Source organism: Planococcus chinensis, from assembly GCF_042681545.1.
Lineage (GTDB): Bacteria > Bacillota > Bacilli > Bacillales_A > Planococcaceae > Planococcus > Planococcus chinensis.
Genome location: NZ_JBHUFW010000004.1, coordinates 1 through 26,570, shown reverse-complemented (window position 1 = coordinate 26,570; position 26,570 = coordinate 1). Strand labels below are relative to the sequence as shown.

Below are 26,570 nucleotides of genomic sequence, written 5' to 3'. Positions count from 1 at the left end.
GGGGCGCTGCCCTCATGAAAAAGGAGAATGCATTTTATGGAAAATTCCGTTATGGAACAGATCGACGGGCTTTATGGAGAGATGGTGAACGTACGCCGCCATTTGCATATGCACCCGGAGCTGTCGCATCAGGAAGTGGAGACGCCTGAATTTATTGCCCGGCAATTGGAATCGTTCGGGATCGAGGTGCGCCGGGGTGTCGGCGGACGCGGCGTGGTTGGCACAATCCGCGGCGGCAAGCCCGGCAAGACGATTGCGTTCCGCGCCGATTTCGACGCACTGCCGATCCATGACCAAAAAGACGTACCGTACCGCTCGACCGTTCCGGGCGTCATGCATGCATGCGGACACGACGGCCATACGTCTGCCCTGCTCGGCTTTGCCAAAGCGATGGCATCCGGGAAAGACGATCTGCCGGGCACGGTCGTGCTGATCTTCCAATTCGGCGAAGAAGCGCCGCCGGGCGGCTCCCGCGCCATGATCCAAGACGGCTGCCTCGACGGCGTCGACCTCGTCTTCGGAGCACATGTCCAAAGCAGCATGGAATACGGCAAGATATACGTGCGCGACGGATTCCTGCAGGCGTCGGAGGACACGTTCAAACTGGTGATCCGCGGATCCGGCAGCCACGGCGCCGAACCGCATCTCGGTGTCGACCCAATCCTGGCGGCAAGCCACATCATGATTGCGTTGCAGTCGATTGCGAGCCGCAATGCCGACCCCTTAAAGGAACTTGTCGTGACCGTCGGGAAATTCCACGCGGGCGATGCGGACAACGTCATTCCGAGCGAAGCGGTGCTTGAAGGCACAATCCGCGTATTCGATCCGGACTTGCGTAAGCTTGCGAGCGAACGCTTGAAATCGATCGCCGAGAACGTGGCGCGCGGCATGGGTGCTACGGCCGAAGTAGTGATCGAAGCCGGCTATGATTCCCTCTGGAACCACGCTGCTGCTATGGATATGGTACGCAAAGCCGCCCGTAAAGAACTCGGAGACGAGTCGGTGGTTGAAATCGACCCGATCATGCCGGTAGAAGATTTCGCCTATTACACGCAGAAAGTGCCGGGTGCGTTCTTCTTCGTCGGCGCCAAGCTGGCAGATGAGGCGCTCGCCTATCCGCACCACCATGAAAACTTCGATTTCGACGAAAAAGCGATGCTCCATGCGGCAAAGGTGTTTGCGGCGGTGTATTTTGAGGCGCAGGAACATTAAGCGCAACAGGGCAGAATCGTATTTTCTGTGCAGCTGAGCGTATTTTAACCTTTGCTGAGCGTATTTTAACCTTCGTTGTGCATATTTTAACCTTCGTTGTGCGTATTTTAACTTTTGCTGTGCGTATTTCTGAATTTCATTGCGCTCGACATAAAAACAAGCCCAGCTGATGCCAGCTGGGCTTGTTGCTTTCTCTATTAGTTGATGACGCCAAGCTCTTTGCCGACTTTTTCGTAAGTGGCAATCGCTTCGTCAAGCATTTCTTTCGTATGTGCGGCTGTCGGCATGTTGCGGACGCGCCCCGTGCCTTTAGGCACTGTTGGGAAGACGATTGATTTCGCATAAACACCTTCTTCGAACAAACGCTTCGAGAACTGCTGCGTCAATTTCTCTTCGCCGATGATGCACGGCGTGATCGGTGTTTCGGATTCCCCGATGTCAAAGCCTAATTCTTTCAAGCCTTTTTTCAGGTAATCGCCATTTTCCCAGAGCTTGTCATGCAATTCCGTGGAATCCATGATCATCTGCAGGGCGCCGATGATTGCTGCCACGTCGCCCGGCGGCACAGCCGTCGAGAACAAGAACGGACGTGCGCGGACTTTCAGCCAGTCGATCAGGTTCTGCTTGCCGGCTACATAACCGCCAACAACGCCGACCGCTTTCGATAAGGTCCCCATCTGCAGATCAACTTCTTTTTCAAGGCCGAAATGCTTCACGGTGCCTTTCCCTTTGCCCGTAACGCCTGAACCGTGCGCGTCGTCGACGTATGTAATCAAGTCGAACTCTTTTGCGATTTCCACGATTTCAGGAAGCTTGGCGATGTCGCCGTCCATAGAGAAGACGCCGTCTGTGATGACCATGACTTTATTGTAAAGGCCAGATTCGGTCGCTTCTTTTGCTTTTTGGCGAAGGTCTTCCATGTCTGAGTGCTTGTACGCGATGATTTTCGCACGCGACAAGCGGCAGCCGTCGATGATTGATGCGTGGTTCAGCTGGTCGGACAGGATGGCGTCGTTTTTGTCCATGACGCCCGAAATCGCTGCCATATTGCAGTTAAAGCCAGATTGGAATGAAATCGCCGCTTCTGTCCCTTTGAACTCAGCCAGCTTCTCTTCCAGTTTAATATGGATATCAAGCGTTCCGTTGATCGTGCGGACCGCTCCGGCACCTACGCCGTATTTATCGATGGCGTCTTTCGCCAATTTTTTCAGGTCTTCGTTTGTCGCAAGGCCCAGGTAATTGTTTGAAGACAGGTTGATCAAGTCTTTGCCCCGGACTTGGATAATCGGTCCATTCGGCCCTTCGACCGGGTCGATTTCGTTGTACAGCCCCTGTTCTTTCAACTCGCCCAGGTTTTCGTTTAAAAATGCATCCAATTTTTTAGACAATGCAATCTTCCTTCCATCCTGTATTATTTCACTTCCCTATCATAACGCAATTTTGGCCAAAAGAAAAAGCGGACCGGGGTCCGCTTCCTTCTTATTTCTTAGCTTTGCTGTTTTTGCCTTTGCCTTTGTTCGGGTTAGCAGTTTTGTACTTCACTTCGTATGTGAATTCTTTCGCTTCTTTTTGGCCTTCAGCAGCCGCATAAGAAGTGATCATCTTCACATTGCCTTCGCGAAGAACATTTTGAAGATCCAATGCTTCTTTGTCTGTTACGTTGAATGGATCAACATTGACTACGCGCTGCTGTCCATTTTTCTTCGTTTGGATGAATGTAGTCGTAAAGTCGACATATTCACCTTTCAATTGGCCAAGCGACTGGAACGGCTCTGTTGAAGTACCATCAGCAGAGAAATCGCCCAGGTTGATGTTCTTGATGAACCAGCCTGTATCGTTATAGCCCCAGTCCGTCATATTGCGGAATGAAACCAGAACGTCTTGTCCAGCATAAGCAGAAAGGTCGAATGTTTCAGTTGACCAGTTTAGTTTATGTCCAGTGAATCCAGGGACGTTTTCTTTGATTTTCGGATAGCCTTCTTCGACTACATCGCTGCGTGTGTTTTCATTTTCTAGTGACTTCCAAGTTTCGCCGTTATCAGTAGATACTTGAACAGCTGCATAATCCCACTGCTCTTCAATGTCATAGTAGTGATCGAACGTTAACGTAGCGTTATCCGCAGGAACTGTTGCACCGAAGATCAATGCCTGGTCCGCTTCGTCGCCATTGTTCGCATGCAATACTTGCTCAGATGCGTCTAATGGGTTAGCAGTTGTCTGCCATTGCAATGGAAGGAAATCAACGCCATCAAATTCCATGCCGCGGACGTCTGTGCCAAAGTTGAATTCTTTAAAGTCGCCGCCCCAAGCCGGAACGCCTTCTTTTTCAAATGTTTTCGCTTTTTCAAAGTCGACAGTTTTGCCGCGGACGCCATCGCCTACTGGCAATTCACGAAGGTTGATGCTGTCGAAGTTGTAGTCGCTGCTTACGTCAGAGTTGTCCAACGCCAATGCTGCCATGAAGTCTTGGTAGACTTGTGTGAACGTTTTGTCAGAACCGTAGCGCTTCAATGTTTCGTTGACGCTTGTCATGCCCTGGCTAGTGCCATCAACAGCCAATTCACGGATGAAATCTTTACCGAATTTGTCGTACATATAAAGCGTGAACAAGTAAGTTTGCCCGTAATCTGCGATTGTTTCCGGACCAGTTTTCGCTGTTCCGTGCTCATCCCAGTTTACCAGAGAGTTTTCAGGGTGATCCAGGTAGAAGTTGATCGAACCTTCGCCGTGGCCGTATCCGCCAAGGAATTCAGAGAATGTAGACATCCCTTCGTTCAACCAAGTTTCTTCTGCGCCGTCGTTGTCGGCTTGGATTAAGTGCTGCAATTCGTGGATCGTCGTTCCGAAGAACGTGTTTTCCAAACGAGTTTCCCATGAGTTTGTATCGATTGTGATGATGTTGCGGTCTGTATAGTTTTCAAGCGTCTGCCAGAAGAAGCCGGCTACGAAGAATGGGTACGATGGATTGTTCCAGCCTTCGTCCTGTACGTTGTCGACAAGCATGATGACTTTGTCGGATCCTTCATAATAGCCATCAGGAAGGCCGACCATTCCTGGAAGCGGCGAATTCGAGCCATCCAATGAATCCGGTGTTCCGAAGAAGTCTGTCGCTACCGGATAGATGTTGCTGTCGAACTCAGCTTTCAATTTATCCACTTGTGCTTGCGTAACCACGTCAGCCGGTTTCGGGTTGTCCGGTCCATAAGCCAAGTCGTTCGCTACCCAAATTTCCACATTGTCACCTACACTGCGAAGTGTAAATTCCTTGAACGAAAGATTGCGGTCAAGGAAAAGCTTGGTGCCGCCGTCATAAGTGAACGTGCTGTCAGCTGCTGCTTCTTCCTCGCCACCTGCTGCTTCATCACCTAATGCACCAGCTTGCGCTTTAATCTTTTTATCTGCGTCTTTCTTAAACTCCGGATCCAATGTCAATTGGTTCAGCTGTTGGTCGATGTCAATCCGCTCGCCGTATTTTGCGCTGTTCCAATCCACTGTTGACGGTACTGCTTCCACTGGTGCTGCTGTTGCTGCCGGTACTAATAACGATAGTGTTAGTGCACTAGCTGAAATGACCGACGCCCATTTGCTCATCTTCATGTTTTGTCCCCCTATGAATTGTCAGAATTTTACCACTGGTTAAAATTTTAACATGTTAGACAATTCAGAAGAATACGCCATAAGATGTATTTCGGATATCGAAATTAGAAGCCATTGAACCTACATTTTTTTCCACAATGCATAATTTTTTATCATTTTTATATCTATATTGTATTTTACTCGCAAAAAAACCGCCTTTCGGCGGTTTTCTCATCCCAGTGCCTGGGCTAAATCCTCGATTAAATCTTCTGCATCTTCTATCCCAACGGAAATCCGCACAAGACCTTCTAATATCCCAAGCTCCGTTCGGCGTTCGAGCGGAATTGACGCATGCGTCATCTGAGCCGGTACGGAAATCAAGCTTTCCACCGCGCCCAAGCTCTCGGCCAGCGTGAAGTATTTCAGCTTCGCAAGCAGTTCGCCTGCTTTTTCCTTGCTGCCGACATCAAATGAAATCATCGCTCCGAAACCGGTCGCCTGTTTTTTCATTAATTCATGGCCTGTGTGATTCGGCAAGCCAGGATAGATGACTGCATTGACGGCCTCGTGCCCGTCGAGGAATTCGGCGATTTTCTGCGCGTTCGCTATCGCTTCTTCCATGCGGATGCCCAAGGTCTTCAATCCGCGAATCAACAGCCAGGAATCCTGCGGCCCAAGAATCGCCCCTACGGAGTTTTGGACAAAATGCAGTTCCGTTGCCAGTTCCGGCGTGTTGACGACGACAAGGCCAGCTACGACGTCGCTGTGGCCGCCGATGTATTTGGTCGCACTATGGAGTACAATGTCTGCGCCGAGTTTGATTGGGCTCTGCAGATACGGCGTCATAAAAGTGTTGTCGACAATCGTCAAAAGCCCTTTCGATTTTGCGAAAGCCGAAACCGCCTCTAGGTCGGTGACCTTCAATAAAGGATTGGTCGGCGTTTCGATAAAGATCGCTTTGGTGTTTTCCTGTACTGCCGCTTCCACTGCGGAAAGATCGCCGGTATCGACGAAGGTGAATTCCAGACCGAAGCGGTTCAGGACTTTATTGACGACACGGTAAGTTCCGCCGTAAACGTCGTCTGTCAAAATGATGTGGTCGCCTGCTGAAAACATCATCATGACGGAAGAAATGGCAGCCATTCCGGATCCGAAAGCGAATCCTGCGTGGCCGTATTCGATGTCGGCGATCAATTCTTCAAGCGCATGGCGCGTCGGATTACCGGTCCGCGAATATTCATAGCCTTTGAATTTGCCGACCGCTTCCTGCTTGTATGTGCTGACTTGATAAATCGGCGTAGAGACCGCTCCTGTCGCTTCGTCTCCAAAAATTCCGCCGTGGATCAATCTCGTTTTCGGTTTCATGAATGGTCCTCCTCGAATGTTCTGCCATAAATATTCTGGCTCATATAGCGTTCGCTCGAATCTGCAAAAACAGTGACAATATGGCTTCCTGGCGCTGCCCCTTCCGCTTCTTTCAAGGCGGCTACAAATGCGGCGCCCGAAGAACTGCCGACGAGCAGCCCTTCCTGCTTCGCCAACTCTCCTACCGCCGCAAATGCATCTTTATCGGTGATTGTGTGGATGGCTTCAAACAAGTTTTTGTCCATATAATCCGGCAAAAATTCCATACCGATGCCTTCGGTCAAATGCGGACCGGATTCGCCTCCGTTGAGGATGGAGCCTTCGGGTTCCACAATGACCGTCTTGATCGCTTCATTCTGCGATTTCAAGTAGCGGGCCGTTCCCATGAATGTGCCGCCGGATCCTGCGCCTGCAACAAACACGTCGATATGGCCTTCCAGCGCTTCCCACACTTCAGGTCCAAGCGTCCGGACATAGGTTTCCGGGTTCGCCGGATTGGAAAACTGCGAAGGCGAAAAGGCACCTAGTTCACGGACCAGTTCTTCCGCTTTGGCGATGGCGCCTTTTATGCCCTTTTCGGTCGGCGTGTTGATGACTTCTGCGCCCAGCGCCCGCATCAGCGATTGCTTTTCCTGGCTGAATTTCTCAGGCACCACGAATTTGACCTGGTAGCCCCTGCCGATAGCCGCAATTGCGAGCCCGATGCCCGTGTTGCCGGCAGTCGGTTCGACGATCGTGCCGCCCGGCTTCAAGACGCCGCGGTTTTCGGCGTCCTCAATCAAAGAAACACCCAGGCGGTCTTTGACACTGCCGCCCGGGTTGAAGAATTCAAGTTTGGCAAAAATTCTGCAATTGTTCGGAATCTCCACATGGGTCAATTCCATCAATGGCGTGTTGCCGATCAATTGCTGGATGCTTGTCGCGTAGTTCATATGATTTCCCCTTAGACCGTTTCTTCAGCGAACACTTGGCGCCATTGGTCTTTTTTCGCCAGCATTTCACGCGCCAGCTCTTTCGCGCCTTCTAAGCTATGGCTTGCTGCCCAGCCGCATTGCACTTCGTTGCACGCCGGCACTTCATCCGCTTCGATGACATCTTTCAACGTCTCTTCGAGGATATGCAAAACGTCCTCATAGTCGTCATGGTTGATCAAGGACATATAAAAACCGGTCTGGCAGCCCATCGGCCCGATGTCGATGATCTGATCCGAATGGTTGCGGCTGTGTTCAGCCATCATATGCTCCAAGGAGTGAAGGCCCGGCATTTCCATATGCTCTTTGTTCGGCTGTTTGAAGCGGATATCGTATTTGCGGATCGTGTCGCCGTTCACGCCTGTTTTCTCTCCTGCAAGGCGCACATAAGGCGCCACTACTTTTGTATGGTCCAAGTTAAAGCTTTCTACGTTCATTTTTTTCATAAGATCGTCTCCTTAGTGGTTTTATTGTCTAGATTCACGGCCGTTTCCACTTCTCTTAGTGGCATTTATCAGCCAGACGTACTCATTAAGCTGTGTGAACTCCACCGCAAACCCGGCCGCTTCGATCAATTGTTGCATCACGGGCAAGGTGGTGTAATATTCACGATTTAAATCTTCTACCAAATTAGCATAACCGCGCGCACTTTCAAATTCAATCTTCTGCTGTTTTGCTTCTTCGGTTTCGAAGAGGGTATCCGCAAAGACGACTTTCCCGCCGGCCGGAAGCTTTTCGGCGTACAGCTTGAATGCACGCGCTTTTTCCTGATCGGTCAAATGATGGAAAGCATAAGTGCTGACAAACGATTTCGCTTCCAGTTTCGCATCAAATTCCAGGAAATCGCCATCGATGAGCGGGGTACCCGGCAATTTCTGAGCTGTCGCTTCCCGCATGGCGCGGTTCGGTTCGATGCCCGCCACTTCCAGGCCGCGGCCAAGCAGTTTTTCGGTCAAATTTCCTGTGCCGACCCCGAACTCCACAACCGGACCCTTCGCCAAATCTGCTACTGCCTGCAAGATTCCATCGTAGTCCGCAAAGACATCTTCGTATTCCTTATCTTTGCCGTATACGGAATCGTCATAAGTGTGTACCCATTCATCAAAAATTTCTACGAACTCGCGTCCCATTTGAAAGCCCCTTTGTAAAGATAATATTTATAAAACCAATTGACTTACTAGGTTTTATTTATACCATATTTTTGAGGAGCTTTCAACTTTCCAATTCGGCATCTAGACCTTTAATGCAGGCGGGATTCCGCCCTTTCTTTCGATGATCCTTTTCAGCAGCCGTTCAAATTGCGGCAGCGAGATTTGGACGATCCGCCCGGTGAACAGCGCAATGGCGACAGTGCCGATTCCGACAGGTCCGCCGAGCAGCCAGCCGATGAAAGCGACGGTCATCTCGATGCCTGCCCGGACGACCGTGATGCTGAGGCCGGTTTTTTCCACGAGCATCAGCATGAGGCTGTCCCGCGGACCCGCTCCGATCCGCGGCGAAACGTAAAGACCGACGCCGTAGCCGGAGATTAGGATGCCGCCGAGGAAAATCAGGGTCTGCCCGAACAAAGTCTGGATGTCCGGAATCAGCCAGTTGAAGATATCGATGAATATCCCGATCAGCAGCATATTCAAGAACGTCCCGATCTGCGGCAGCTTGCGCGTAAACAGCATCGTCGAAACGATGACCACAAGACCGACGACGATTGCCCAGGTGCCGATGGTGAAGCCGAAATTCTTGAACAGGCCGACGTTCAAAACGTCCCATGGCCCGATGCCGAGCTTGTTGGCTTTGATCGTCATCGTAAAGCCGAGCGCCAAGACGATCAGGCCGCTAATGAAAAACAGCCACCGGTAAAAAAGTGCACGTCCCATTGCCATCCTTCTTTCTGTTTATGTATTCGCAAAAACCACCCATTCCTAAGAACGGATGGTTTCCATCATTTTGCGGTGATATCCGCGTACCGGCCGCTTGTCACAAGGAGCAGGTTGCCGGGCGTCAGTTTCAATTGCATGCCGATCTTCCCGGCCGAGACGATCATTTCACTGAGCGCCTCCGCCTGTGCGTCGATGATCGTCGGGAAGGCTTTTTTCATGCCGAGCGGCGAGCAGCCGCCGCGGATATAGCCCGTCAAGCCTAGAATGTCCTTTACGGCGACCATTTCGATTTTCTTTTCGCCTGCCGCTTTGGCCGCAGCTTTCAAGTCCAATTCATCTGCGACCGGAATGACGAACACGTAATTCTGCTTCGAACTGCCGGCAGCGACCAGGGTCTTAAAGACGGTATCCACCGGATAACCGATTTTCGCCGCCACCGACACGCCGTCGATTTTGCCGTCTTCCGGGTCGTACTGCATCACTTCATAGTCAATCTTTTCTTTGTCCAGGATACGCGCTGCATTGGTCTTCGCTATTTTCTTCGCCACTGGCTGCACCTCACCCCTTATATTTCCATCAAGCATATCATGACGCCTTGCGAAAATTAATCGTTCTGACCCAATAATTTCTTCAGGGCGTCGGCCATCGCCGTGTTCACCGGCGCTTCGTCCTGCTGCTTCAGGAATTTATTGACGTCTTTTTTGTTCGCCTTGGACTGGTTGTTGCTGCGGCGTTTTTCGAATGCCGACAGCTTCTCGCGGTGCCCACATTTGCAGACGAAAATCTTGCCGTCTCCTTCACCTTGCATCTCCAGTTTCTTATGGCAGTTCGGGCAGCGGGCATTCGTCTGCATCGCCACTTGCTTCTTGTAGCCGCATTCGCGGTCCTGGCAGACGTTCATCTTGCCGCGCTTGCCGTTCACTTCCAGAAGTGGCTTGCCGCAATCCGGGCAGGTCTTGCCGGTGATATTGTCATGCTTGAACTTCTTGTCGCTTTTCTTGATGTCCGATACCGATTTCTCGGCGAACGCGATCATCTCTTTCATGAATCCTTCTTTTTTCATCTGGCCTTGCGCAATCTTCGTCAGCTGCTGCTCCCAGTCTGCGGTCAGTTTCGGCGATTTCAAGTCTTCCGGCACAAGCTCGAGCAATTGGCGGCCTTTCGACGTAATCGTCAGGTCCTTGCCTTTTTTCTCGATGAGGAATGTGTTGAACAGCTTGTCGATGACGTCCGCCCGCGTTGCGACCGTGCCAAGCCCGCCGGTTTCCCCTAGCGTCTGGATCAAGTCCTTCGATTCGCCGGCCATGAACTGCGCCGGGTTTTCCATCGCGCCAAGGAGCGTTCCTTCATTGAAGAACGCCGGCGGCTTGGTTTTGCCGTCTGTCAGCGCGATGCCTTTGATGTGGAGCTTCTGCCCTTTTTCGAATGGCGGCAATGTCGTATCGCCGTCCCCTTCGTCATCGTTGTATACGCGTTTCCAGCCTTCATTGCGGACCGTATTGCCTTTGGTCTGGAATGTTTCGCCGCCTGCTTCGATTTGAACCGTTGTCTGGTCGTATTCGTATGCCGGATAGAACACCGCAAGAAAGCGCTTGGCAATCATGTCGTACAGCTTGTATTCCTTATCGGACATGTTGTGGAGCTGCGGCGTCTCCTCCGTCGGGATGATGGCATGGTGGTCGCTGACCTTATTGTCATCGATCACGCCTTTTTGCGGAGCCACCGGCGTCTTCAGAATCGTCGCCGCAAGCGCGCGGTAAGGCCCGACCTGCACCGCTTTGATGCGGTCTTTCAGCGTATCTTTCATGTCGGACGTCAAATGCTTTGAATCGGTCCGCGGATACGTGACGATCTTATAGCGCTCGTAGAGGTTCTGAAGCGTGTTGAGCGTCTCTTTCGCCGACCAGCTATAGCGTTTGTAGGCTTCTTTCTGAAGTTCCGTCAAGTCGAACAGCGGCGGCGCCGGCTGTTTCTTCGGCGTGACTTTCACGTCGGTGACGGTTCCTTCATGCGTGTTTTGGAGTTTATTGAAGAGCTTGTCCACCTTTTCTTTATCGAACGACTGCGTCGAGTTGCCGTCGGTCCAAGTGAACGCCGCCTGCTCGGCTACTGCCTGCATGCCGTAATACGGCTTCGGCTGGAAATTGCGGATCTGCTGTTCGCGCTCCGCAATCATCGCAAGCGTCGGCGTCTGCACGCGCCCGGTCGACAACTGGGCATTGTATTTTACCGTCAAAGCGCGCGTCGCGTTGATGCCGACGACCCAGTCCGCTTCCGCCCGGGCAACCGCCGCCTGGAATAAATTCTCGTAGGCTTTGCCGTCTTTCAGGTTGTTGAAGCCGTCAGTGATCGCCTTGTCGGTGACCGACGAAATCCATAAGCGCTTGATCGGCTTGTTCGTTTTCGTCTTCTCGAGGATCCAGCGCGCGACCAGCTCCCCTTCGCGCCCGGCATCGGTCGCGATGATGACTTCGTTGACATCGCTGCGGTTCAACTGCGCTTTTACCGTATTGTATTGTTTCATCGATTGTTTGATCGGCACGAGTTTGAACGGTTCCGGAATGATCGGCAAATTCTCCATTTTCCATTCCTTGAAATCATTATCGTATTCTTCCGGCTGCGCCTGCGTCACCAAATGGCCGAGCGCCCATGTTACGATATATTGCTTGCCTTCCAAAAATCCATTGCCTTTTTGCGTGCACCCCAAGACGCGTGCAATGTCGCGCGCCACGGATGGCTTTTCTGCTAGTACTACTGATTTCAATTTCTTCACCCTCATTTCTATAGCGTCCATTATAACATCTTCCGGTTTGGCTGGCTTTTCGCGGGGGTCGTGAAGAGCAGAATCGTATTTTAACCTTTGCTGTGCGTATTTCTTCCATCGTTGAACGTATTTTAACCTTCGTCGTGCGTATTTTAACCTTTGCTGAGCGTATTCATTTAAAACAACACAAAAAAACCTCCCAATCAGGGAGGTTTTCACCATTTACGGCGTATCGATCGTTTCTTTCGAGAGATGCTTGCTCATTTCCGCATACTGCACAAAGACGCGTGCGAGTTCGCGGAGGCGCTCGTGGACATCTTCGTTCGTGATGGAATTCGTTTCATCGAAATGGCTCGTATGCGTATATACATAGTTCGGCGTCACGAGGCAGCGGAAATAATCGAGGATCGGCTTCAGCTGGTTCTCGATGACCAGGTGATGCTGGTACGTACCGCCGTTTGCCACGATTGACACCGGCTTGTAGCGCATCGTGCGCGGATGCAGCATGTCGAATGCGTTCTTCAGCACGCCTGGAATCGAACCTTGGAAAATCGGCGTCGCGATGATGTAGCCGTCGGCATTCTCAAAGCGCCGGACCATTTCCTGCATGTCTTCGTTGTACTCGCCAAGCGGGCGTCCGTCGACGAATTGGTGCTCGAAATCCGCGAGACTTAGAATCTTCAATTCCAGTTCCGGATTGGCATCCTCGATATACCCTTTCACCTGTTCCAATATGGCACCTGTTTTTCTGCCAATGATCGTGCCGTCCACCAATAAAATCTTCATAGCCAAGTCCTCCTCAAATACGTATATACCAGGCGGCTGTGCCGCCTTTATGTGGTTAAGTGGCTGTCCGTCTGCCGCAGGAAAAGCCCTGCGGCAAAAACGGCCTCACTTCATGATAGCAAACCGGGTTTCATCATACGCATTGAAAAGCTTGCAGACGTCAGATTTCATTCTTTAGACTGAGACCCGGCTTTCGTCTTGCTGGTTTCCAGTTTTCCTTGTACACGCATTTTCTGGTGTTCAGGCGGCGAGAAGCTGACGACGGCATCGCCTGTTTTCGGCTCGACTCCATTGCCGGAAGTGAAGAACTCGAGCTTCCCTTGCGCCCGGATGACGAACAGCGGAATTGTACCTTCTATTGACTGTGCCCGAAATTGCTCGTACGTAAACTGTTCGGTAATCTGCGTCTTCCGCATCGCGTACCCCTGCTCCGATTTCCATTCCAGTTCGTGGATATTCCAATCGTCGCCGAACAGGGTCCGTCCGCTCAAGGAAGCGTGGAAATCGCTCGGATCGCCTGTATGGATCGCGGTCTGGTACAAGTTCAGTCTTCCCATTTCGGGTACGAAATTATTGACCGCTAGTGCGTTGTAGGAATCGGTTTCCGTCGCGACGATCATCACTTCGTACGGCGTCAGATCCATTTCATATTCCGTATGCTCGGAAAGGATTTCTGCGACAAACGTCGGCACTCCGTTCTGCCGCGCCTTTTGCAGGCGGCCCCAGGAAGGGTCCATGAGCAGGACCTTCTGATCGAGGTCTTTCAGCGTCTGCGCCAGCATCGTCGTGAAGCGGCCGGCACCGACAATCAGCACGCCCGGTTTTTCAGATGAAGCGAGCCCGAGCTTGCGGCCCAGCCAGCCAATCGTGAAGCCGTGCGCCACAACAGTCGAGAAGACAAGCGCGAACGTGAGCGCAGTCAGTAGCTCGGCATCCTCGAATCCGGCTTCGAGCAGCGTGCTCGCAAAATAGCCGGAAACGGTGAGCGCCACGATGCCCCGCGGAGCGATCCAGCCGAGCAAGGTTTTCTCCTGCTTGGTCAGATCTGTGCCGATCGTTGACAGCCAGATTGACAGCGGCCGGACGATGAACAGCGTCGTCAACACGAATGCAATGATGCGCCAATTGAAGATTTCAAGCAGCACGTCCAGACTGAGCGATGCTGTCAGCATGACAAAGATGCTCGAGATGAGCAGCACCGATATGTTTTCCTTGAAATGCCGCATATCGTTGATCGACGCAATGTTCATATTGGCCATTGTCATCCCCATTGCGGTTACTGCAAGCAGGCCGGTCTCATGCATAATAAGGTCCGATAAGACGAACGCCAGCAGCACGACGCCGAAAACCATCGGGGATTTCAGGAATTCCGGAATCTGTCCTTTCTCGAACATGCGCCCCATGCCGAATCCGGCACCGGCGCCAAGGATCACCGCGAACAAAGCGGCCAAAAAGAACAAGCCGAACGCCCCAGCGGTTTCATTGCCCATCGCGAACATGACAAATTGGAACGCAAATAACGCAAGCAGCGCACCGAATGGATCGACGATGATGCCTTCCCATTTCAGGATGGCCGCCGGACGCGCATTGAGTTTCGCCTGGCGCAGCATCGGCAAGATGACGGTCGGGCCGGTCACGATGAACAGGCCGCCGATCACAAACGACACCGCCCACGACAAGCCTGCCATATAATGGGCAGCCAGCGATCCTGCGATCCAGGCAATGAACGCGCCGAAGGTCACAATCCGCCATACCGGCTTACTGAATCCTCTTATTTCTTTGAAGTTCAAATTCAAGCTGCCTTCAAATAAAATAATGGCCACCGCCAATGAAATAAAAGGATTGAATAAGTCGCCAAAGCTTGTCGCCGGGCTGATGATGCCGAGCAGCGGCCCAACCAGAAGCCCTGCGATCGACATGAGGACGATTGCCGGCAGCTGCATGCGCCATGCGATCCATTGGGATACCACCCCCAAAAAGATGATAAGCATTAAATCGAATAAAAGCGTATTGATGGCACACAGCTCCTTCCTTTATGAACTTTGCCTATTATATCGACTATACCCCCAAAAATGAAAGCACAAGCAATGCATATGCATTTAAATTTTGTGTAAATGTGATACAATAAGGAAAAACCGAGGGTGAATTTTGTGAACAGAGCACAATTGGAGTTTGAAATTGCAGATTTGAAAGCCGACTATATCCGGCACCAAGGGGATATCGAGAAGCTTGAAACAACCGGCCACGCACGGATGGTGGAACAGGCGGAAGAACGCCTCGAGAAAATGGAACAGCGTCTTGCGGAATTGCATAAACAACTCGCGGAACTTTGACCCGCGATTTTTTTTTGACATCTTTTAGCGCCGCTTTTGCCGCTTATCCTTATATAGAAGAAACCGCTATATTTCAACACCAGCTTATCGAAAAAATGGAGGAATACTATAAATGAGTTTATTAACAGTAGAAAACTTGAGCCATACGTTCGGCGACCGCACGCTATTCAACGATGTGTCGTTCCGATTGGTTGAAGGTGAACATGTTGGACTTGTCGGCGCGAACGGCGTCGGGAAATCGACTTTGATGAATATTTTGACAGGGAAAATCATGTACGATACCGGCCGCGTCGAATGGCAGCCGAAAACGCATTACGGCTATCTTGATCAGCACACGCAGTTGACTCCGGGCCGCACAATCCGCGAAACCCTGCAGGACGCATTTCTTCCGCTTTATAAAAAAGAAGAAGAATTGAACAATATCGCGATGCAGATGAGCGACCCTGATGCCAACTTGGAAGAATTGCTGGAAGAGATGGCAGAAGTCCAGGACGCACTCGATGCCGGCGATTTCTACACGCTTGATGTAAAAATCGAAGAGATCGCACGCGGCCTCGGGCTGGATGCAATCGGCCTTGAACGCCCGGTCGAAGCCCTTTCCGGCGGACAGCGCACGAAGCTCCTGTTGGCGAAATTGCTTCTGGAAAAGCCGAAAGTGCTTCTGCTCGATGAGCCGACGAACTATCTCGACGAAGAGCATATTCAATGGCTCGTCAACTATTTGAAGAACTACCCGCATGCGTTCCTTTTGATTTCGCATGATACGGAGTTCATGAGCAGTGTGACAGGCGTCATTTTCCACCTGGAATTCTCCCGCCTGTCACGCTATACCGCCACTTACGAGAAATTCATCGAGCTTGCAGAGCTCGCGAAAAAGCAGCATTTGGACGCCTATGAAAAACAGGCGGAAATGATCAAGAAAACCGAGACGTTCATCGCGAAAAACAAAGCGCGTGCGTCGACAACCGGCCGTGCGAAATCCCGCCAAAAACAGCTCGACCGCATGGACCGCATCGAAAAACCGGAAATGGCTGCAAAGCCGACATTCGCTTTCAAGGAATCCCGCAGCCCGAGCCGCTATGTCGTGGAAGCCGAAGCCCTTTCGATCGGCTACGACAAGCCGCTCTTGCCGCCATTGACGTTCATGATCGAACGCGGCGAGAAAATCGCGCTTGTCGGCATGAACGGCGTCGGTAAATCGACGCTGCTGAAAACGATGCTCGGCAAAATCAGTCCGCTTGACGGCGACGTCATCCGCGGCGAATACTTGACGCCGAGTTACTTCGAGCAAGAAGTTAAAGCGCCGACCCATACGCCGCTCGACGAAATTTGGGCCGCTTATCCGAGCATGGAACAGGGCCAAGTACGGAGCGCCCTTGCCCGCACTGGACTTAAGAGCGAGCACATCTCGCGCTCGATGACACAGCTCAGCGGCGGAGAGCAGGCGAAAGTCCGCCTGTGCAAGCTCATGCTCGAAGAAAGCAACTGGCTCATTTTCGATGAACCGACGAACCACTTGGACATCGACGCCAAAGCGGAATTGAAGCGCGCGATGCAAGCCTATAAAGGCACGATCGTTCTGGTCAGCCACGAGCCTGATTTCTATGAAGGCCTGGCGACAAAAGTCTGGAACGTCGAAGAATGGATCAATGCCGGGAAACAATCCCTCTAATAAAACACCAAAACAGCCTCTCCGAAAATGGAGAGGCTGTTTGACTGTATAAAAAGGCCATTTTGAATGAATAGAGATCTATAAGCCCGACCGTGCTGGCCACTTCGCTTTCCGTGGGTTCGGCTTCAGTCTCCTCGTCACTGCGTTCCTGCGGGGCCTTCAGCTCGAACTGGTCCCACAGGAGTCTCGCGGCCAGCACGGTCGGGAGCGTCACCTGTAACTAATAGATAAGATAAGGACGCTGATCCTGCTTTAATCTATCGGGAATAAGCCGCTGTCTTCAGGATCCGGAACGGAAGGCGGCGAGCAAGTTGGCCGAAGGCAGTTCGGCCGACTTGCTTGCGACGAAGCAGCGCAGCGATGCAGGAGCACCGGTTTTGACTGCGGGATTTCGGCGCGAGCCCACGGAAAGCGTCCGCCTGAAGTGGAGGATTTGAGATAGCTTCTCCTGAATGTATCTTCATTCTTGAAGAGAAACAAATATTCTTTTGTCTAAAAGGTCCCAGCCTCCCCCGAAAATCCGGAGAGGCTGTTTTTTAATACGTCGTCAGTTTGAACAGTTTCTGGAAGCCGTAGATTCCGCGCTGCCAGAAGGTGAATTCATCCTGGTACTTCTCGACATCGAGCGTATACATCGCGCCTTCGTTGTTCCACATCGGATCGAAGTATGCTTCGAATTCGCCGACCAGGTCACTGTCCGGCGGTGCGGTGATGCGGATATCGCTTTCCAGGTTGTAATTGTCCAGGGTCCGCTCTGTATAATTCGCGGAACCGCCATAGATAAAGGCTTTGTCGGCTGTTTTGATGAGAATCGATTTTGTGTGGAACTGGCCGACTACGGCATTGTACCAGCGGATGTCCAGGTTGTCGCTGGACTCTTCCATCAATTCCTGGGCGACCGGCCGATTCGGCAGGCCGGTCTTTTCTGTCCCGAACGCGTTCTCGTTCGGATCAAGGACGATGCGGACGTCGACGCCGCGGTTCGCCGCTTGCGATAATGCCTCCAATATTTCGCTTTCGGCAATATAGAACATGGCCAGCGAAATGCTGTCGCCTATTCGCGTCCGGTCAATGTCGGCAATCAAGGCATCGAAAATCCGCTTTTCGGTCAGATACTGCGCCTCGTAGTCGCCCTGCTGCGGCTCGGCTTCGATCCGCGGAAAATCCGGTCCGCCGGAAAACTTCGAAACCGCCTCTTCCGCTTCTAGCATATCGTTGATGATCGGCCCGCTTACTTTGAATGCCATATTGCCATGCAAGCCGCTCGCATTATGCGGATTGGCCGAACTGATAATGGCCGCTTTTTCGGTGATCACTGCTTTCCGGTGGTTCGCCTTGATATTCAGCATCTCCAGATAAGACGCCAAAGACAAATCCGGGGCATCGCTCGACATCCCATTGGGAATCCAGCCTTCGCCGCTGTTGTCGAACCATTGGAACAGGACCCGGTAAAACCCCGAATACAGCGGCATCGAATCGCGGAGCTGGTTCAAATCGGTAATGATGATTTCAATCCCTGCTTTGTCCATCGTATCGAGAAACCGATTTTCATAAGATCCGTAGCCGGTGTTGAGCGGATCCGTGATAAAGTAGATCGGCATCTCCGGATTTTCCGCTTTCTTTTTCAGCAAATGCTCCGTCAGCAGTTCCGAAACTGCCGGAAACTCGATTTTCTGGTCGTTGTTATTGTCAAAAAGGAATAAATCCAGCACAATAAACTCCTCTGCTTCATCTATCGTGTCATAAATTTCATCGAATATTTCCAGATGATATTCTTTATTCGTGCCTTCGGTGTCCTGTGCATAGGACAAATCGTACAGCAATTCCACATCTTCCAACTGGTGCATGTCCCCCTTATAGGAAATGCCTTCAGGCAACGGTTTGAACGTATGCCACAAAATCACGATTAAATACAGGATTGCCAGAATACCAGCAGTCGTATAGACGATCCTGCGGCGCTTGCTCCATTGCTTGTATCTCTTTCTAATCATCTTGCGTTCCCCCTCGCCCTCATTATAACAAGAAGAAGAGAAAAGAAATTTATTATTTTTATGGAATAAAAAACCAGCCGTCATAACGGCTGGTTGAAAACTTCATATTAGGCAGTCAAGACGTATTCGCGTGTACGGGCATCTTCCATCAGCATGTCTTTCAAGCGCTGCTTGCCGCGGAACAAGCGGGACTTCACTGTGCCGATCGATACTTTCATCGTCTCTGCAATCTCGATCAGCGACAATTGATGCACATAGAAGTACATGATCGTCGTGCGATAGATCGAATCCAATTCGGAAATCTTGCTGCGGATCATGACTGAAACATCCTGCTGTTCCAGAATTTCCGCTGCTCCTGCTGAATCGGAAGGGATCAAGTCCAGCAACGAAACATCCAATCCTTCCGGCTGCTGTACCATATGTTTGCTGCGGCGGACGTTTTTGCGGTAACGATCACGGAACGTATTCATACAGATGGTTGTCAGCCAGGCTTTTACATGATCCACTTCAGCAATCGAAGATTCATAGCGGACTACCTTCAGCCATACTTCCTGCATCAGATCTTCAGCTTCCGCTTTATTGCGCGTAAGCTTCAGGCATAAATGATAGATATAACGGTTATATTCTACATATAGATTTTCCATGATCGATTCCTCCGTCCGATTGTTGTTCAGGTCATTTGCTCTTCTTGTTATCCTAATTGTGCCAAAACCCAACCTTTCCCTCTATCGCATTCACTTTCATTTCACTTACACTTTTGTAATAAAGAACAACAGCAAATCTGCGCATAAAAAAACAGTGCCGCAAACTCCCTATAATGGAGTGGTTCGCAGCACTGTTTCTTTTTATTAGATTATTGCTCCCGTTCCTTCCCTACTTTCCGGATATCGGCTAAGATCAAGGCCCCTACCAGGACCAGCCCCAGATAGCCGACGAACGGATAGAACCAGTTGACCAATTGTGTAAAGCCAAGGAAACTTAAGCCGAATGCGATGATCCCTGAAACAATCACGAAAATCCGGAATCGATTCGTGCCCATTTCAGTGAATCGCGCAGAAAACGACAGCAGCAGGCTGACAGCCGTGTTGTAGATCATGCTGAAAATCACAATCGCCATGACAATGCCGAGGAAAGGCGAAATATTGTCCGCCAAGCGCAGCATCGGCAGATCGGTCCCTCCGACAATATCCACTTTCGAGAAAATCGCCAAATAGCTGAGCAGGATCAATATGCCGAAGACGATCCCGCCGATCATGCCGCCGCGCGCTGCGACTTTATCATCTTTTTCCGCTCCGCCCATAACCAGCGCCATGGACGTCGTCAAGGCGATCGCCAAGGATACATAGTTAACAGCTGAAATGAACCAATTCGGCGCGGCCGATAATTGGTCTTTTGCAATCGGGTCCAGTTCCGTAAAGCTGGCGTCCATCGTCAACAGGCTGTAGGCAGAAATCCCGATGACCATTACAATCAGGAATGGCGTGATGCTGCCGATGATCGTGATGACTTTTTTCACGTTGAGCATGATGGTAAGGATGACGAGAACTGTCATCACGGACCGGCCGAATGCAGGGGCTAATCCGAATTGCTGTGAAAAAATCGAACCTGCCCCTGCAATCATGACCACCAGAATGCCGAACAAGGTCAGGATCAGCGTGTAGTCGATGATTCTCCCGATGACTTTCCCGCCGATTTTGTAGACGACCTCTTCATGAGATACTGTCTGCAGGCGGCTGCCAAGGCCAGTCAGCACTTTCCCCAAGTAGCCGAACAGGACCGCAGCTAGCGCAACGCCTGCGAGCCCCCAGTAGCCGAAACTTGTATAATACTGCAGAATCTCCTGGCCGGATGCAAAACCCGCTCCGACCACGATCCCAATAAATGCACTTGCGATCTTCAAACTTTTTTTCATAGCCCTCTCCCCTTATTATGTTAAAATAATAAATTCCGAATGTTTTTACAGACCTTTCTTATTCTTATACCTTTTAAAATCCGTGATAAACAAGAAGACGGCCTGTACCTTCAAAATCAGGCTTTTTTCGCTTATAACTTCCAGGCACCCGCCAATTTCTAGGCACAAAAAAAAGCCTGCTGCGGATCAAGAGATCCGCAGCAGGCTTTTGTCTTTTATTATATAGAATTCGCTATCATTTCTTCATCAGCATTTTTGGTGATCGTCAGTCGGATGATCCGGTTCCGATCCATCTCGTTGATCTTGACATGAAGGTTCTCATAGGTGAACTCTTCGCCTTCTTCCGGCACATGGCCCAATTGCTGCATGACGAATCCGGCAATCGTATCGTGGTCGTCAGGCACTTCGACCTCGAACATCTCGTTGACGTCTTCGATCTCCAGGCGGCCGTGGCACATCAATACGTTATCGGTCATTTCAAAAACAAGCTCGTCGTCCTCGACGTCTGTCTCGTCTTCGATATCCTGGCCGATCATTTCTTCGATGATGTCTTCATGCGTCACGATTCCGAGCGTCCCGCCGTATTCATCCAGGATGACCGCCATGTGCTTTTTCTTGGCCATCATCATTTTGAACACTTTCTCGACGCTGACCGATTGGACGACGAACACCGGGTTGTCATCCATCAGTTCCGTCAGCGTCAGGTTCGGGTTCATCGACCATTCGATAAGCTTTTTCGAATAGAACAGGCCGACGATATTGTCCATGCTTTCTTCATACACCGGGTAACGCGTGTACGAGGAATCCAGGATCAAATCGCGCACTTCTTCGTAAGTGGAATCGATGGAAATCCCGACGATATCCGTACGGTGGGTGGACATGACGTCCGATACATCCTTGTGCGGGAAATCCAGGACCCCTTTGATCCGTTCCGATTCCTCTTCCTCGAAGGTCCCTTCAGTGGAAGCGATATCGACCATGGTGCGGAGTTCTTCTTTTGTCATCGTCGCTTCTTTTACCGTGCCTTTGGAAATGATGCGGATAAAGATATTCGTGAACTGCGCCAAGAGCCACGTAAGCGGCTTGAATAGAACGACCAATACCGAGATGACCGGGAAAACCAAGTAGGCCACACGGTCCGAGAAGGTCGCCGCGATCGTCTTCGGCAAAACTTCCCCGAAAATGATGAGGACCAATGTTAGGATCGCCGTAGCGACGCCGACTTCCCAGCCGCGCGTCAATGCGATTGTCGTAACCAGCGTCGGCAGCATGATGTTGGCAATATTGTTTCCGATTAAAAGAGTGGTGATCATACGGTCCGGCTTCGCGATCAACTTTTGCAGCCGCTGTGCTTTCACATCGCCCTGCTCAGCGCGAAGATGGACCTTCATCCTATTTACTGCTGTCAATGCCGTTTCGCTTCCTGAGAAGAAGAACGACAACATCAAAAAGAATCCTAGTGCGATAAACAAATCTATTTCCTCCAGTGTTAAGAACACATTTTTACGAGCTATTTCCGTATCGATAATTATATCACAGGGTTTTTCGATATGTCGAAAACCACAGCTTGTATGTTATAATTTTTCCATTATAAAAAAAATTGGAATGAGGGATCTTATGAACGCCGAAAAAATCGATCAGTATTTCAAAGACCATCGCACCGACCATCTTGAAGAATTGAAGGCATTTTTGCGCATCCCTTCAATCAGCTCGCTGACTGAACACAAAGGAGATGTCCGCAAAGCGGCTGAATGGCTGAAGGAAGCCATGGAAAAAGCCGGCCTGGAAAATGCAGAAGTATTCGAAACAGACGGCCATCCGGTCGTCTACGCGGACTGGCTTCATGCTGAAGGCAAACCGACCGTTCTTGTCTATGGCCATTACGATGTACAGCCGGTGGACCCGTTGAACCTTTGGGAAACGCCGCCGTTTGACCCGCATGTGCGCGACAATAAATTGTATGCCCGCGGCGCAAGCGACGATAAAGGCCAAACGTTCATGCATGTCAAAGCGGTCGAAGCGCTGCTGAAGCTTGAAGGCGAACTCCCCGTCAACATCAAATTCATCGTTGAAGGCGAAGAAGAAATCGGCAGCCCGACCTTGCCGAAGTACGTGGAACAGAACCAGGAACAGCTGAAAGCGGATTTGATCGTCATTTCCGACACCGGCATGCAAGGGCCGGGACGCCCGGCAGTATGCTACGGATTGCGCGGTCTTGCCGGCATCCAGATCGACGTCCAAGGGCCGAAAGGCGACCTGCATTCGGGCCTTTACGGAGGCGCTGTCCAGAATCCGCTCCATGCCATTGTGGAAATCCTGCAATCCTTCCGGGATAAAGAAGGCGTTATCCAAGTGGACGGCTTTTACGACGACGTGCTCGAAGTCTCCGATGCAGAACGCGCCGAGTTTGCAGCGCTCGAATTCGACCTGGAAAAAGAGAAACAGGAACTCGGCATTATAGAAGACTTCGGCGAGAAGGGCTATTCGTTTGTCGAGCGCACATGGATCCGTCCGACGCTTGAAATCAACGGCATCACCGGCGGCTTTTCCGGCGAAGGCATCAAAACGGTCCTGCCTGCCCAAGCGAGCGCAAAAATCACTTGCCGCCTTGTGCCGAACCAGGATCCGGATGATATTGTTGCGAAGCTGCGCGCTCATGTGGAAGCGAACAAGCCTGCTGGCGTAACAGTAACGATCAGCGACTTTGACAAAGGACAGCCGTTCCTGACGCCGTACGACCATCCGGCAATCCAAGCTGCCGGACGTTCATATGAGAGGGTCTATAACGTCAAGACCGCATTCACCCGCATGGGCGGTTCGGTTCCGATTGTTGCAGTATTCGATCAAGTGCTCGGTTTGCCGGTCGTATTGATGGGCTTCGGTCTGTCATCCGAAAACTTCCATGCGCCAAACGAACATTTCCATCTGGAGAACTTCGACAAAGGGCTGCGCGTCATCAGCGATTACCTCTACGAAGCAGCTCAATTATAAGAAGTATGAAGAAGCCTCTCCTTGCTGCGGAGAGGCTTTTCTTAACGCTTCCCCCATTCTAGAAACTATTGGAGGCCGCCATGGTCATTTATTGGATTGCCTGTTATTTGATTGGAACTATATTAACCGCCTGGTGGGTAGGCAAAAGGAGAGGTACGGACTTGCGCCAGGAGCGAAGCGGCAATTTGGGGGCGCGCAATGCAGGCGCCGTCCTCGGTAAAACCGCCTTCTTCATAACGTTTTTCGGGGATGCCTCGAAAGCGGCACTGGCTGTCTGGCTTGGCCGTTGCCTGGATTTCAGTCCATGGGCCGTGGCCTTCGGCGGGTTTGCGGTGGTGGCTGGACATTTATTCCCTTTTTGGCTCAAAGGCCGCGGCGGCAAAGGGATTGCGGCATTTATCGGCGCTTCTCTGTTCATTGCCCCAAAGCTTTTTCTTGCGATGGCAATTGGATTCGCAGCTGGACTCCTGCTGATCAGAAGTGCAACGCTTGCGATGTTGGCAGGTTTTGCCGCTTTTGCCGTGTTCATGATCCACTCTGGGGAATTCCCGGCTGCCTGGCCGCTCCTCGCCGCAATGGCGCTCATCTTGAGGAAACATGTACCGGATATCAAGGAATCGTTCCACAACCGGTTTGGACAATCATAAATATTATTGGATTTACAGCTTTCCGGATAAACATCCACTCTCATGTAAGCGTTTTAATGAATTTAGTGTCAAGAAAAGCTATTAATGTTATAGTTTATTCAAAATACTCTAAAGACAGGATGTTGTTTAAATGAAAAAGCCGATTGCCTGGGTACTGGATTCCACCGGATTTGTCACTGAAGAGTTCAAAGCCCATCCCGATGTTTACATGGTGCCGCTGAATATCCATTTCGGCCAGGAGGAATTTATTGATGACGGCGTGGATTTGACGAATGAGCAATTATACGCCCGCATCAAATCCGCTTCGGAATTTCCGAAAACTTCCCAGCCTTCTGCCGGGAAATTCGCGGAGCTTTACGAAAAGCTGAAAGAAGAATACGAATGCGCGATCGCCGTCCACGCGTCCGCCAAACTCAGCGGCACGATCGCCTCTTCCACTGCGGCTGCTGAAATGACGGGCTTCAAGGTATATGCCATCGATTCATTGGCCCTTTCCTACGGATTATCCGGGTTGATCGACCGGGGACTGGAGCTGGAGAAACAAGGCATGGACGCTGAAGCGATCGCCGAGCGCCTGCAGAAGGAAGTCCATGATTTCCGCAATTACATCCTGATCGGCAATTTGTCGCAACTGTACAAAGGCGGCCGGATGAGCGGCGCCCAGTACTACCTGGGGAGCCTCCTCAAAGTGAAGCCGATTGTCCAATTGAGTGCCGAAGGCGAATTGGTGCCGATCGACAAAGTCCGTTCGCATAAAAAAGCGGTCCAGTATTTGCTCGACCACTTGAAGAAAGACCATCAGCAATACGGCATCAATTACTTCCAGATCATGCACGGCAATGTCCACGGCGAAGCGGAGAGCCTGAAGCAGGAAATCCTGAAAATCGCGCCGGACGCCAAAGTGCTGATCGGCGATCTCAGCTCCTCCCTTGCAGTCCATGCAGGAGAAGGCACCATTGCTTTGTTGTGGAGAAAACCGCCTCAACAGTAAATGCCGTAAAAGCAGAAAATTGCGATACATTCGTCCCATCTTCCCTCTTCTGAACGGCTATTTCTGGGAATCTTTGCTACAATGGAAATAGAATTCAGAAATGAGCGGTAAGGGTGAGGTGGATTTAATGCAACATTTGGAACGCGAAATTACAGAACATGTGATGCTTTGTGACGCAAAAGGGCAATTAAATCCAAACGCGATCGGTTTTGCCCGCCAGCCATTGGTTGTCAGCAATCTGCGCGGAAATTTCATGCGCAAGAAAAAGTGGAATTACTGGTGCATTTTCGGCGAAGAAGTGATGTTTTCCGCGACAATCAGCCATCTTGACTATGCCACTGTCTGCTTTGTGTATTTTCTCAACTACGAAACCCAGCGTTTTTATGAAAAAACGGTTTTGGTTCCGTTCACGCGGCAGGTCAAACTGTCCAACGAAGTGCTCGGCCGCTGCCACTTCCGCCACGAAGACATGTCCATTACGATCGACTATAAGCATAACCAGACCGAAATGCTTGTGGAAGTCGGCGATTTCGATGGCGAACCACTTCAGGCCACCCTCCAGATTGAGCATCCGGCGGAAAATGAATCGCTCAATGTGGTCATTCCTTGGAACCGCCAGACATTCCAGTTTACCGGCAAGCACCACCTGCTTCCGGTAACCGGAAAAATCAGCCTCGGCAGCCGGGAGTACACATTTGATCCTTTCGAAAGCTTTGCGGTGCTTGATTACGGACGGGGGGTTTGGCCGCGGGAAACTTCCTGGAATTGGGCGATGGCTTCACAGCGTTCGGACGGACAGACCATCGCTTTGAACTTCGGCGGCAAATGGACAGACGGCACCGGAATGACGGAAAACGCCTTTTTCGTTAATGGCAAAATGACCAAGATCCACGAAGATGTGCAGTTCCATTACAATTCCGAAGATTACAATGATCCTTGGTTTATCCAGACCAAATTTTCCGATGATGTGAAATTGACGTTCACTCCCTTCTTTGAACGGGAGTCCAAGACGGACATGAAGCTCGTGAAATCGGAGACCCATCAATTGGTCGGCTATTTCAACGGCCATGTCCGGCATCCGGATGGGCGCAAGCAGAAAATCATGCAGCTTCTCGGAACGGTTGAAGAGCATTATGCAAAATGGTAATAAAAAAGAGGCGCCCGGGTAGTGACCCCTTAAAGTTAGAGTTTCAGTTATGCAGCTAATTGGCTGGCATGAATTCGGTAGTTCACCGGGCTCATGCCGGCCAATTTTTGTTTAATGCGTTCGTGATTGTAATAGTGGACGTAGCGTTCAATGTTCAGCTTCAATTCTTCATACGGGACCAGGGCTTCTCCGAAATACATCTCCTGTTTAAACAAGCCAAAGAAATTCTCCATGGCTGCATTGTCAGCACACGTCGCCTTTCGGGACATGCTTTGGAAAATCCCGTTCCGCTTTAACGTTCTTACCCACAACCGGTGCTGGTAATGCCAGCCTTG

At 50.9% G+C, this 26,570-nt stretch carries 23 protein-coding genes; 7 read left to right on the top strand and 16 right to left on the bottom strand.

Annotated features, from left to right (window positions below; translation table 11 throughout):
• Positions 1-36 precede the first annotated feature (36 nt).
• Positions 37-1,212, top strand: a complete 1,176-nt coding sequence (locus ACFSDB_RS02625) for a M20 metallopeptidase family protein (RefSeq protein WP_204891136.1) — start codon at positions 37-39, stop codon at positions 1,210-1,212.
• A 197-nt stretch (positions 1,213-1,409) separates the two neighbouring features.
• Here the strand turns inward: ACFSDB_RS02625 and ACFSDB_RS02620 are convergent, their stop codons facing one another.
• The 11 genes from ACFSDB_RS02620 to ACFSDB_RS02570 form a co-directional block, all read right to left on the bottom strand.
• Positions 1,410-2,600 (bottom strand): glycine C-acetyltransferase, encoded by a 1,191-nt coding sequence (locus ACFSDB_RS02620; protein WP_204891137.1) that lies wholly within the window; start codon positions 2,598-2,600, stop codon positions 1,410-1,412.
• A 91-nt stretch (positions 2,601-2,691) separates the two neighbouring features.
• Positions 2,692-4,809, bottom strand: coding sequence for an immune inhibitor A domain-containing protein (locus ACFSDB_RS02615; protein WP_204891138.1), 2,118 nt, complete (start codon positions 4,807-4,809; stop codon positions 2,692-2,694).
• A gap of 210 nt (positions 4,810-5,019) precedes the next feature.
• The gene (locus ACFSDB_RS02610) at positions 5,020-6,153 is read right to left on the bottom strand and encodes a bifunctional cystathionine gamma-lyase/homocysteine desulfhydrase (protein ID WP_204891139.1); all 1,134 of its coding nucleotides are present in this window, start codon (positions 6,151-6,153) and stop codon (positions 5,020-5,022) included.
• Positions 6,150-7,085: a PLP-dependent cysteine synthase family protein gene (locus ACFSDB_RS02605; protein WP_204891140.1), complete on the bottom strand. Its 936-nt coding sequence runs from the start codon at positions 7,083-7,085 to the stop codon at positions 6,150-6,152. The genes ACFSDB_RS02610 and ACFSDB_RS02605 overlap by 4 nt, the downstream gene beginning before the upstream one ends.
• Before the next feature lie 11 nt (positions 7,086-7,096).
• Entirely contained in the window at positions 7,097-7,570 is a 474-nt protein-coding gene (locus ACFSDB_RS02600) for an S-ribosylhomocysteine lyase (RefSeq protein WP_204891141.1), read from the bottom strand.
• 21 nt (positions 7,571-7,591) lie between these two features.
• Positions 7,592-8,254 (bottom strand): class I SAM-dependent DNA methyltransferase, encoded by a 663-nt coding sequence (locus ACFSDB_RS02595; RefSeq protein WP_204891142.1) that lies wholly within the window; start codon positions 8,252-8,254, stop codon positions 7,592-7,594.
• Between the two features lie 102 nt (positions 8,255-8,356).
• On the bottom strand, positions 8,357-8,998 hold the full coding sequence (locus ACFSDB_RS02590) for a YczE/YyaS/YitT family protein (protein WP_204891143.1): 642 nt from the start codon (positions 8,996-8,998) through the stop codon (positions 8,357-8,359).
• A gap of 65 nt (positions 8,999-9,063) precedes the next feature.
• Positions 9,064-9,585, bottom strand: coding sequence for a Cys-tRNA(Pro) deacylase (gene ybaK, locus ACFSDB_RS02585; protein ID WP_204891144.1), 522 nt, complete (start codon positions 9,583-9,585; stop codon positions 9,064-9,066).
• 20 nt (positions 9,586-9,605) lie between these two features.
• Positions 9,606-11,780 carry a DNA topoisomerase III gene (locus tag ACFSDB_RS02580; RefSeq protein WP_204891181.1) on the bottom strand — a complete coding sequence of 725 codons (2,175 nt, stop codon included), beginning with the start codon at positions 11,778-11,780 and terminating at the stop codon, positions 9,606-9,608.
• Between the two features lie 207 nt (positions 11,781-11,987).
• Entirely contained in the window at positions 11,988-12,551 is a 564-nt protein-coding gene (locus ACFSDB_RS02575; RefSeq protein ID WP_204891145.1) for an NADPH-dependent FMN reductase, read from the bottom strand.
• Positions 12,552-12,718: 167 nt separating this feature from the next.
• Positions 12,719-14,542 carry a cation:proton antiporter gene (locus ACFSDB_RS02570; RefSeq protein ID WP_204891146.1) on the bottom strand — a complete coding sequence of 608 codons (1,824 nt, stop codon included), beginning with the start codon at positions 14,540-14,542 and terminating at the stop codon, positions 12,719-12,721.
• Positions 14,543-14,701: 159 nt separating this feature from the next.
• Between ACFSDB_RS02570 and ACFSDB_RS02565 the strand changes: the two genes are divergently transcribed.
• Entirely contained in the window at positions 14,702-14,884 is a 183-nt protein-coding gene (locus tag ACFSDB_RS02565; RefSeq protein WP_204891147.1) for an SE1832 family protein, read from the top strand.
• Between the two features lie 112 nt (positions 14,885-14,996).
• Positions 14,997-16,556, top strand: coding sequence for an ABC-F family ATP-binding cassette domain-containing protein (locus ACFSDB_RS02560; protein ID WP_204891148.1), 1,560 nt, complete (start codon positions 14,997-14,999; stop codon positions 16,554-16,556).
• 536 nt (positions 16,557-17,092) lie between these two features.
• Here the strand turns inward: ACFSDB_RS02560 and ACFSDB_RS02555 are convergent.
• The 4 genes from ACFSDB_RS02555 to ACFSDB_RS02540 all read right to left on the bottom strand — a co-directional run bounded on the left by ACFSDB_RS02555 (position 17,093) and on the right by ACFSDB_RS02540 (position 21,931).
• The gene (locus tag ACFSDB_RS02555) at positions 17,093-18,547 is read right to left on the bottom strand and encodes a phospholipase D family protein (RefSeq protein ID WP_204891149.1); all 1,455 of its coding nucleotides are present in this window, start codon (positions 18,545-18,547) and stop codon (positions 17,093-17,095) included.
• A 107-nt stretch (positions 18,548-18,654) separates the two neighbouring features.
• Positions 18,655-19,191: an RNA polymerase sigma factor gene (locus ACFSDB_RS02550; RefSeq protein ID WP_204891150.1), complete on the bottom strand. Its 537-nt coding sequence runs from the start codon at positions 19,189-19,191 to the stop codon at positions 18,655-18,657.
• Between the two features lie 209 nt (positions 19,192-19,400).
• Positions 19,401-20,459 carry a YkvI family membrane protein gene (locus ACFSDB_RS02545; RefSeq protein ID WP_204891151.1) on the bottom strand — a complete coding sequence of 353 codons (1,059 nt, stop codon included), beginning with the start codon at positions 20,457-20,459 and terminating at the stop codon, positions 19,401-19,403.
• Positions 20,460-20,677: 218 nt separating this feature from the next.
• Positions 20,678-21,931 (bottom strand): CNNM domain-containing protein, encoded by a 1,254-nt coding sequence (locus ACFSDB_RS02540; RefSeq protein ID WP_204891152.1) that lies wholly within the window; start codon positions 21,929-21,931, stop codon positions 20,678-20,680.
• A gap of 145 nt (positions 21,932-22,076) precedes the next feature.
• Here ACFSDB_RS02540 and ACFSDB_RS02535 point away from each other — a divergent pair, with 145 nt between their 5' ends.
• From ACFSDB_RS02535 to ACFSDB_RS02520, 4 genes are all read left to right on the top strand, one after another.
• Positions 22,077-23,450, top strand: coding sequence for a dipeptidase (locus ACFSDB_RS02535; protein WP_204891153.1), 1,374 nt, complete (start codon positions 22,077-22,079; stop codon positions 23,448-23,450).
• Between the two features lie 80 nt (positions 23,451-23,530).
• Positions 23,531-24,097 (top strand): glycerol-3-phosphate acyltransferase, encoded by a 567-nt coding sequence (locus ACFSDB_RS02530; protein ID WP_204891154.1) that lies wholly within the window; start codon positions 23,531-23,533, stop codon positions 24,095-24,097.
• 130 nt (positions 24,098-24,227) lie between these two features.
• Entirely contained in the window at positions 24,228-25,088 is an 861-nt protein-coding gene (locus tag ACFSDB_RS02525; protein ID WP_204891155.1) for a DegV family protein, read from the top strand.
• Positions 25,089-25,215: 127 nt separating this feature from the next.
• A complete protein-coding gene (locus ACFSDB_RS02520; RefSeq protein ID WP_204891156.1) occupies positions 25,216-26,235 on the top strand; it encodes a DUF2804 domain-containing protein in 1,020 nt (339 codons plus the stop codon).
• Positions 26,236-26,282: 47 nt separating this feature from the next.
• Here ACFSDB_RS02520 and ACFSDB_RS02515 read toward each other — a convergent pair.
• The coding region (locus tag ACFSDB_RS02515; RefSeq protein ID WP_377339014.1) for a transposase at positions 26,283-26,570 on the bottom strand (288 nt) is incomplete at its 5' end.

Excerpts from the sequence above, each read along its gene's own strand:
- ACFSDB_RS02625 (WP_204891136.1), top strand. The coding sequence starts at position 37 with ATGGAAAATTCCGTTATGGAACAGATCGACGGGCTTTATGGAGAGATG.
- ACFSDB_RS02615 (WP_204891138.1), bottom strand. The coding sequence starts at position 4,809 with ATGAAGATGAGCAAATGGGCGTCGGTCATTTCAGCTAGTGCACTAACA.
- ACFSDB_RS02610 (WP_204891139.1), bottom strand. The coding sequence starts at position 6,153 with ATGAAACCGAAAACGAGATTGATCCACGGCGGAATTTTTGGAGACGAA.
- ACFSDB_RS02605 (WP_204891140.1), bottom strand. The coding sequence starts at position 7,085 with ATGAACTACGCGACAAGCATCCAGCAATTGATCGGCAACACGCCATTG.
- ACFSDB_RS02600 (WP_204891141.1), bottom strand. The coding sequence starts at position 7,570 with ATGAAAAAAATGAACGTAGAAAGCTTTAACTTGGACCATACAAAAGTA.
- ACFSDB_RS02595 (WP_204891142.1), bottom strand. The coding sequence starts at position 8,254 with ATGGGACGCGAGTTCGTAGAAATTTTTGATGAATGGGTACACACTTAT.
- ACFSDB_RS02590 (WP_204891143.1), bottom strand. The coding sequence starts at position 8,998 with ATGGGACGTGCACTTTTTTACCGGTGGCTGTTTTTCATTAGCGGCCTG.
- ybaK (WP_204891144.1), bottom strand. The coding sequence starts at position 9,585 with ATGCTTGATGGAAATATAAGGGGTGAGGTGCAGCCAGTGGCGAAGAAA.
- ACFSDB_RS02580 (WP_204891181.1), bottom strand. The coding sequence starts at position 11,780 with ATGAGGGTGAAGAAATTGAAATCAGTAGTACTAGCAGAAAAGCCATCC.
- ACFSDB_RS02575 (WP_204891145.1), bottom strand. The coding sequence starts at position 12,551 with ATGAAGATTTTATTGGTGGACGGCACGATCATTGGCAGAAAAACAGGT.
- ACFSDB_RS02570 (WP_204891146.1), bottom strand. The coding sequence starts at position 14,542 with ATGCTTATCATCTTTTTGGGGGTGGTATCCCAATGGATCGCATGGCGC.
- ACFSDB_RS02560 (WP_204891148.1), top strand. The coding sequence starts at position 14,997 with ATGAGTTTATTAACAGTAGAAAACTTGAGCCATACGTTCGGCGACCGC.
- ACFSDB_RS02555 (WP_204891149.1), bottom strand. The coding sequence starts at position 18,547 with ATGATTAGAAAGAGATACAAGCAATGGAGCAAGCGCCGCAGGATCGTC.
- ACFSDB_RS02550 (WP_204891150.1), bottom strand. The coding sequence starts at position 19,191 with ATGGAAAATCTATATGTAGAATATAACCGTTATATCTATCATTTATGC.
- ACFSDB_RS02545 (WP_204891151.1), bottom strand. The coding sequence starts at position 20,459 with ATGAAAAAAAGTTTGAAGATCGCAAGTGCATTTATTGGGATCGTGGTC.
- ACFSDB_RS02535 (WP_204891153.1), top strand. The coding sequence starts at position 22,077 with ATGAACGCCGAAAAAATCGATCAGTATTTCAAAGACCATCGCACCGAC.
- ACFSDB_RS02530 (WP_204891154.1), top strand. The coding sequence starts at position 23,531 with ATGGTCATTTATTGGATTGCCTGTTATTTGATTGGAACTATATTAACC.
- ACFSDB_RS02525 (WP_204891155.1), top strand. The coding sequence starts at position 24,228 with ATGAAAAAGCCGATTGCCTGGGTACTGGATTCCACCGGATTTGTCACT.
- ACFSDB_RS02520 (WP_204891156.1), top strand. The coding sequence starts at position 25,216 with ATGCAACATTTGGAACGCGAAATTACAGAACATGTGATGCTTTGTGAC.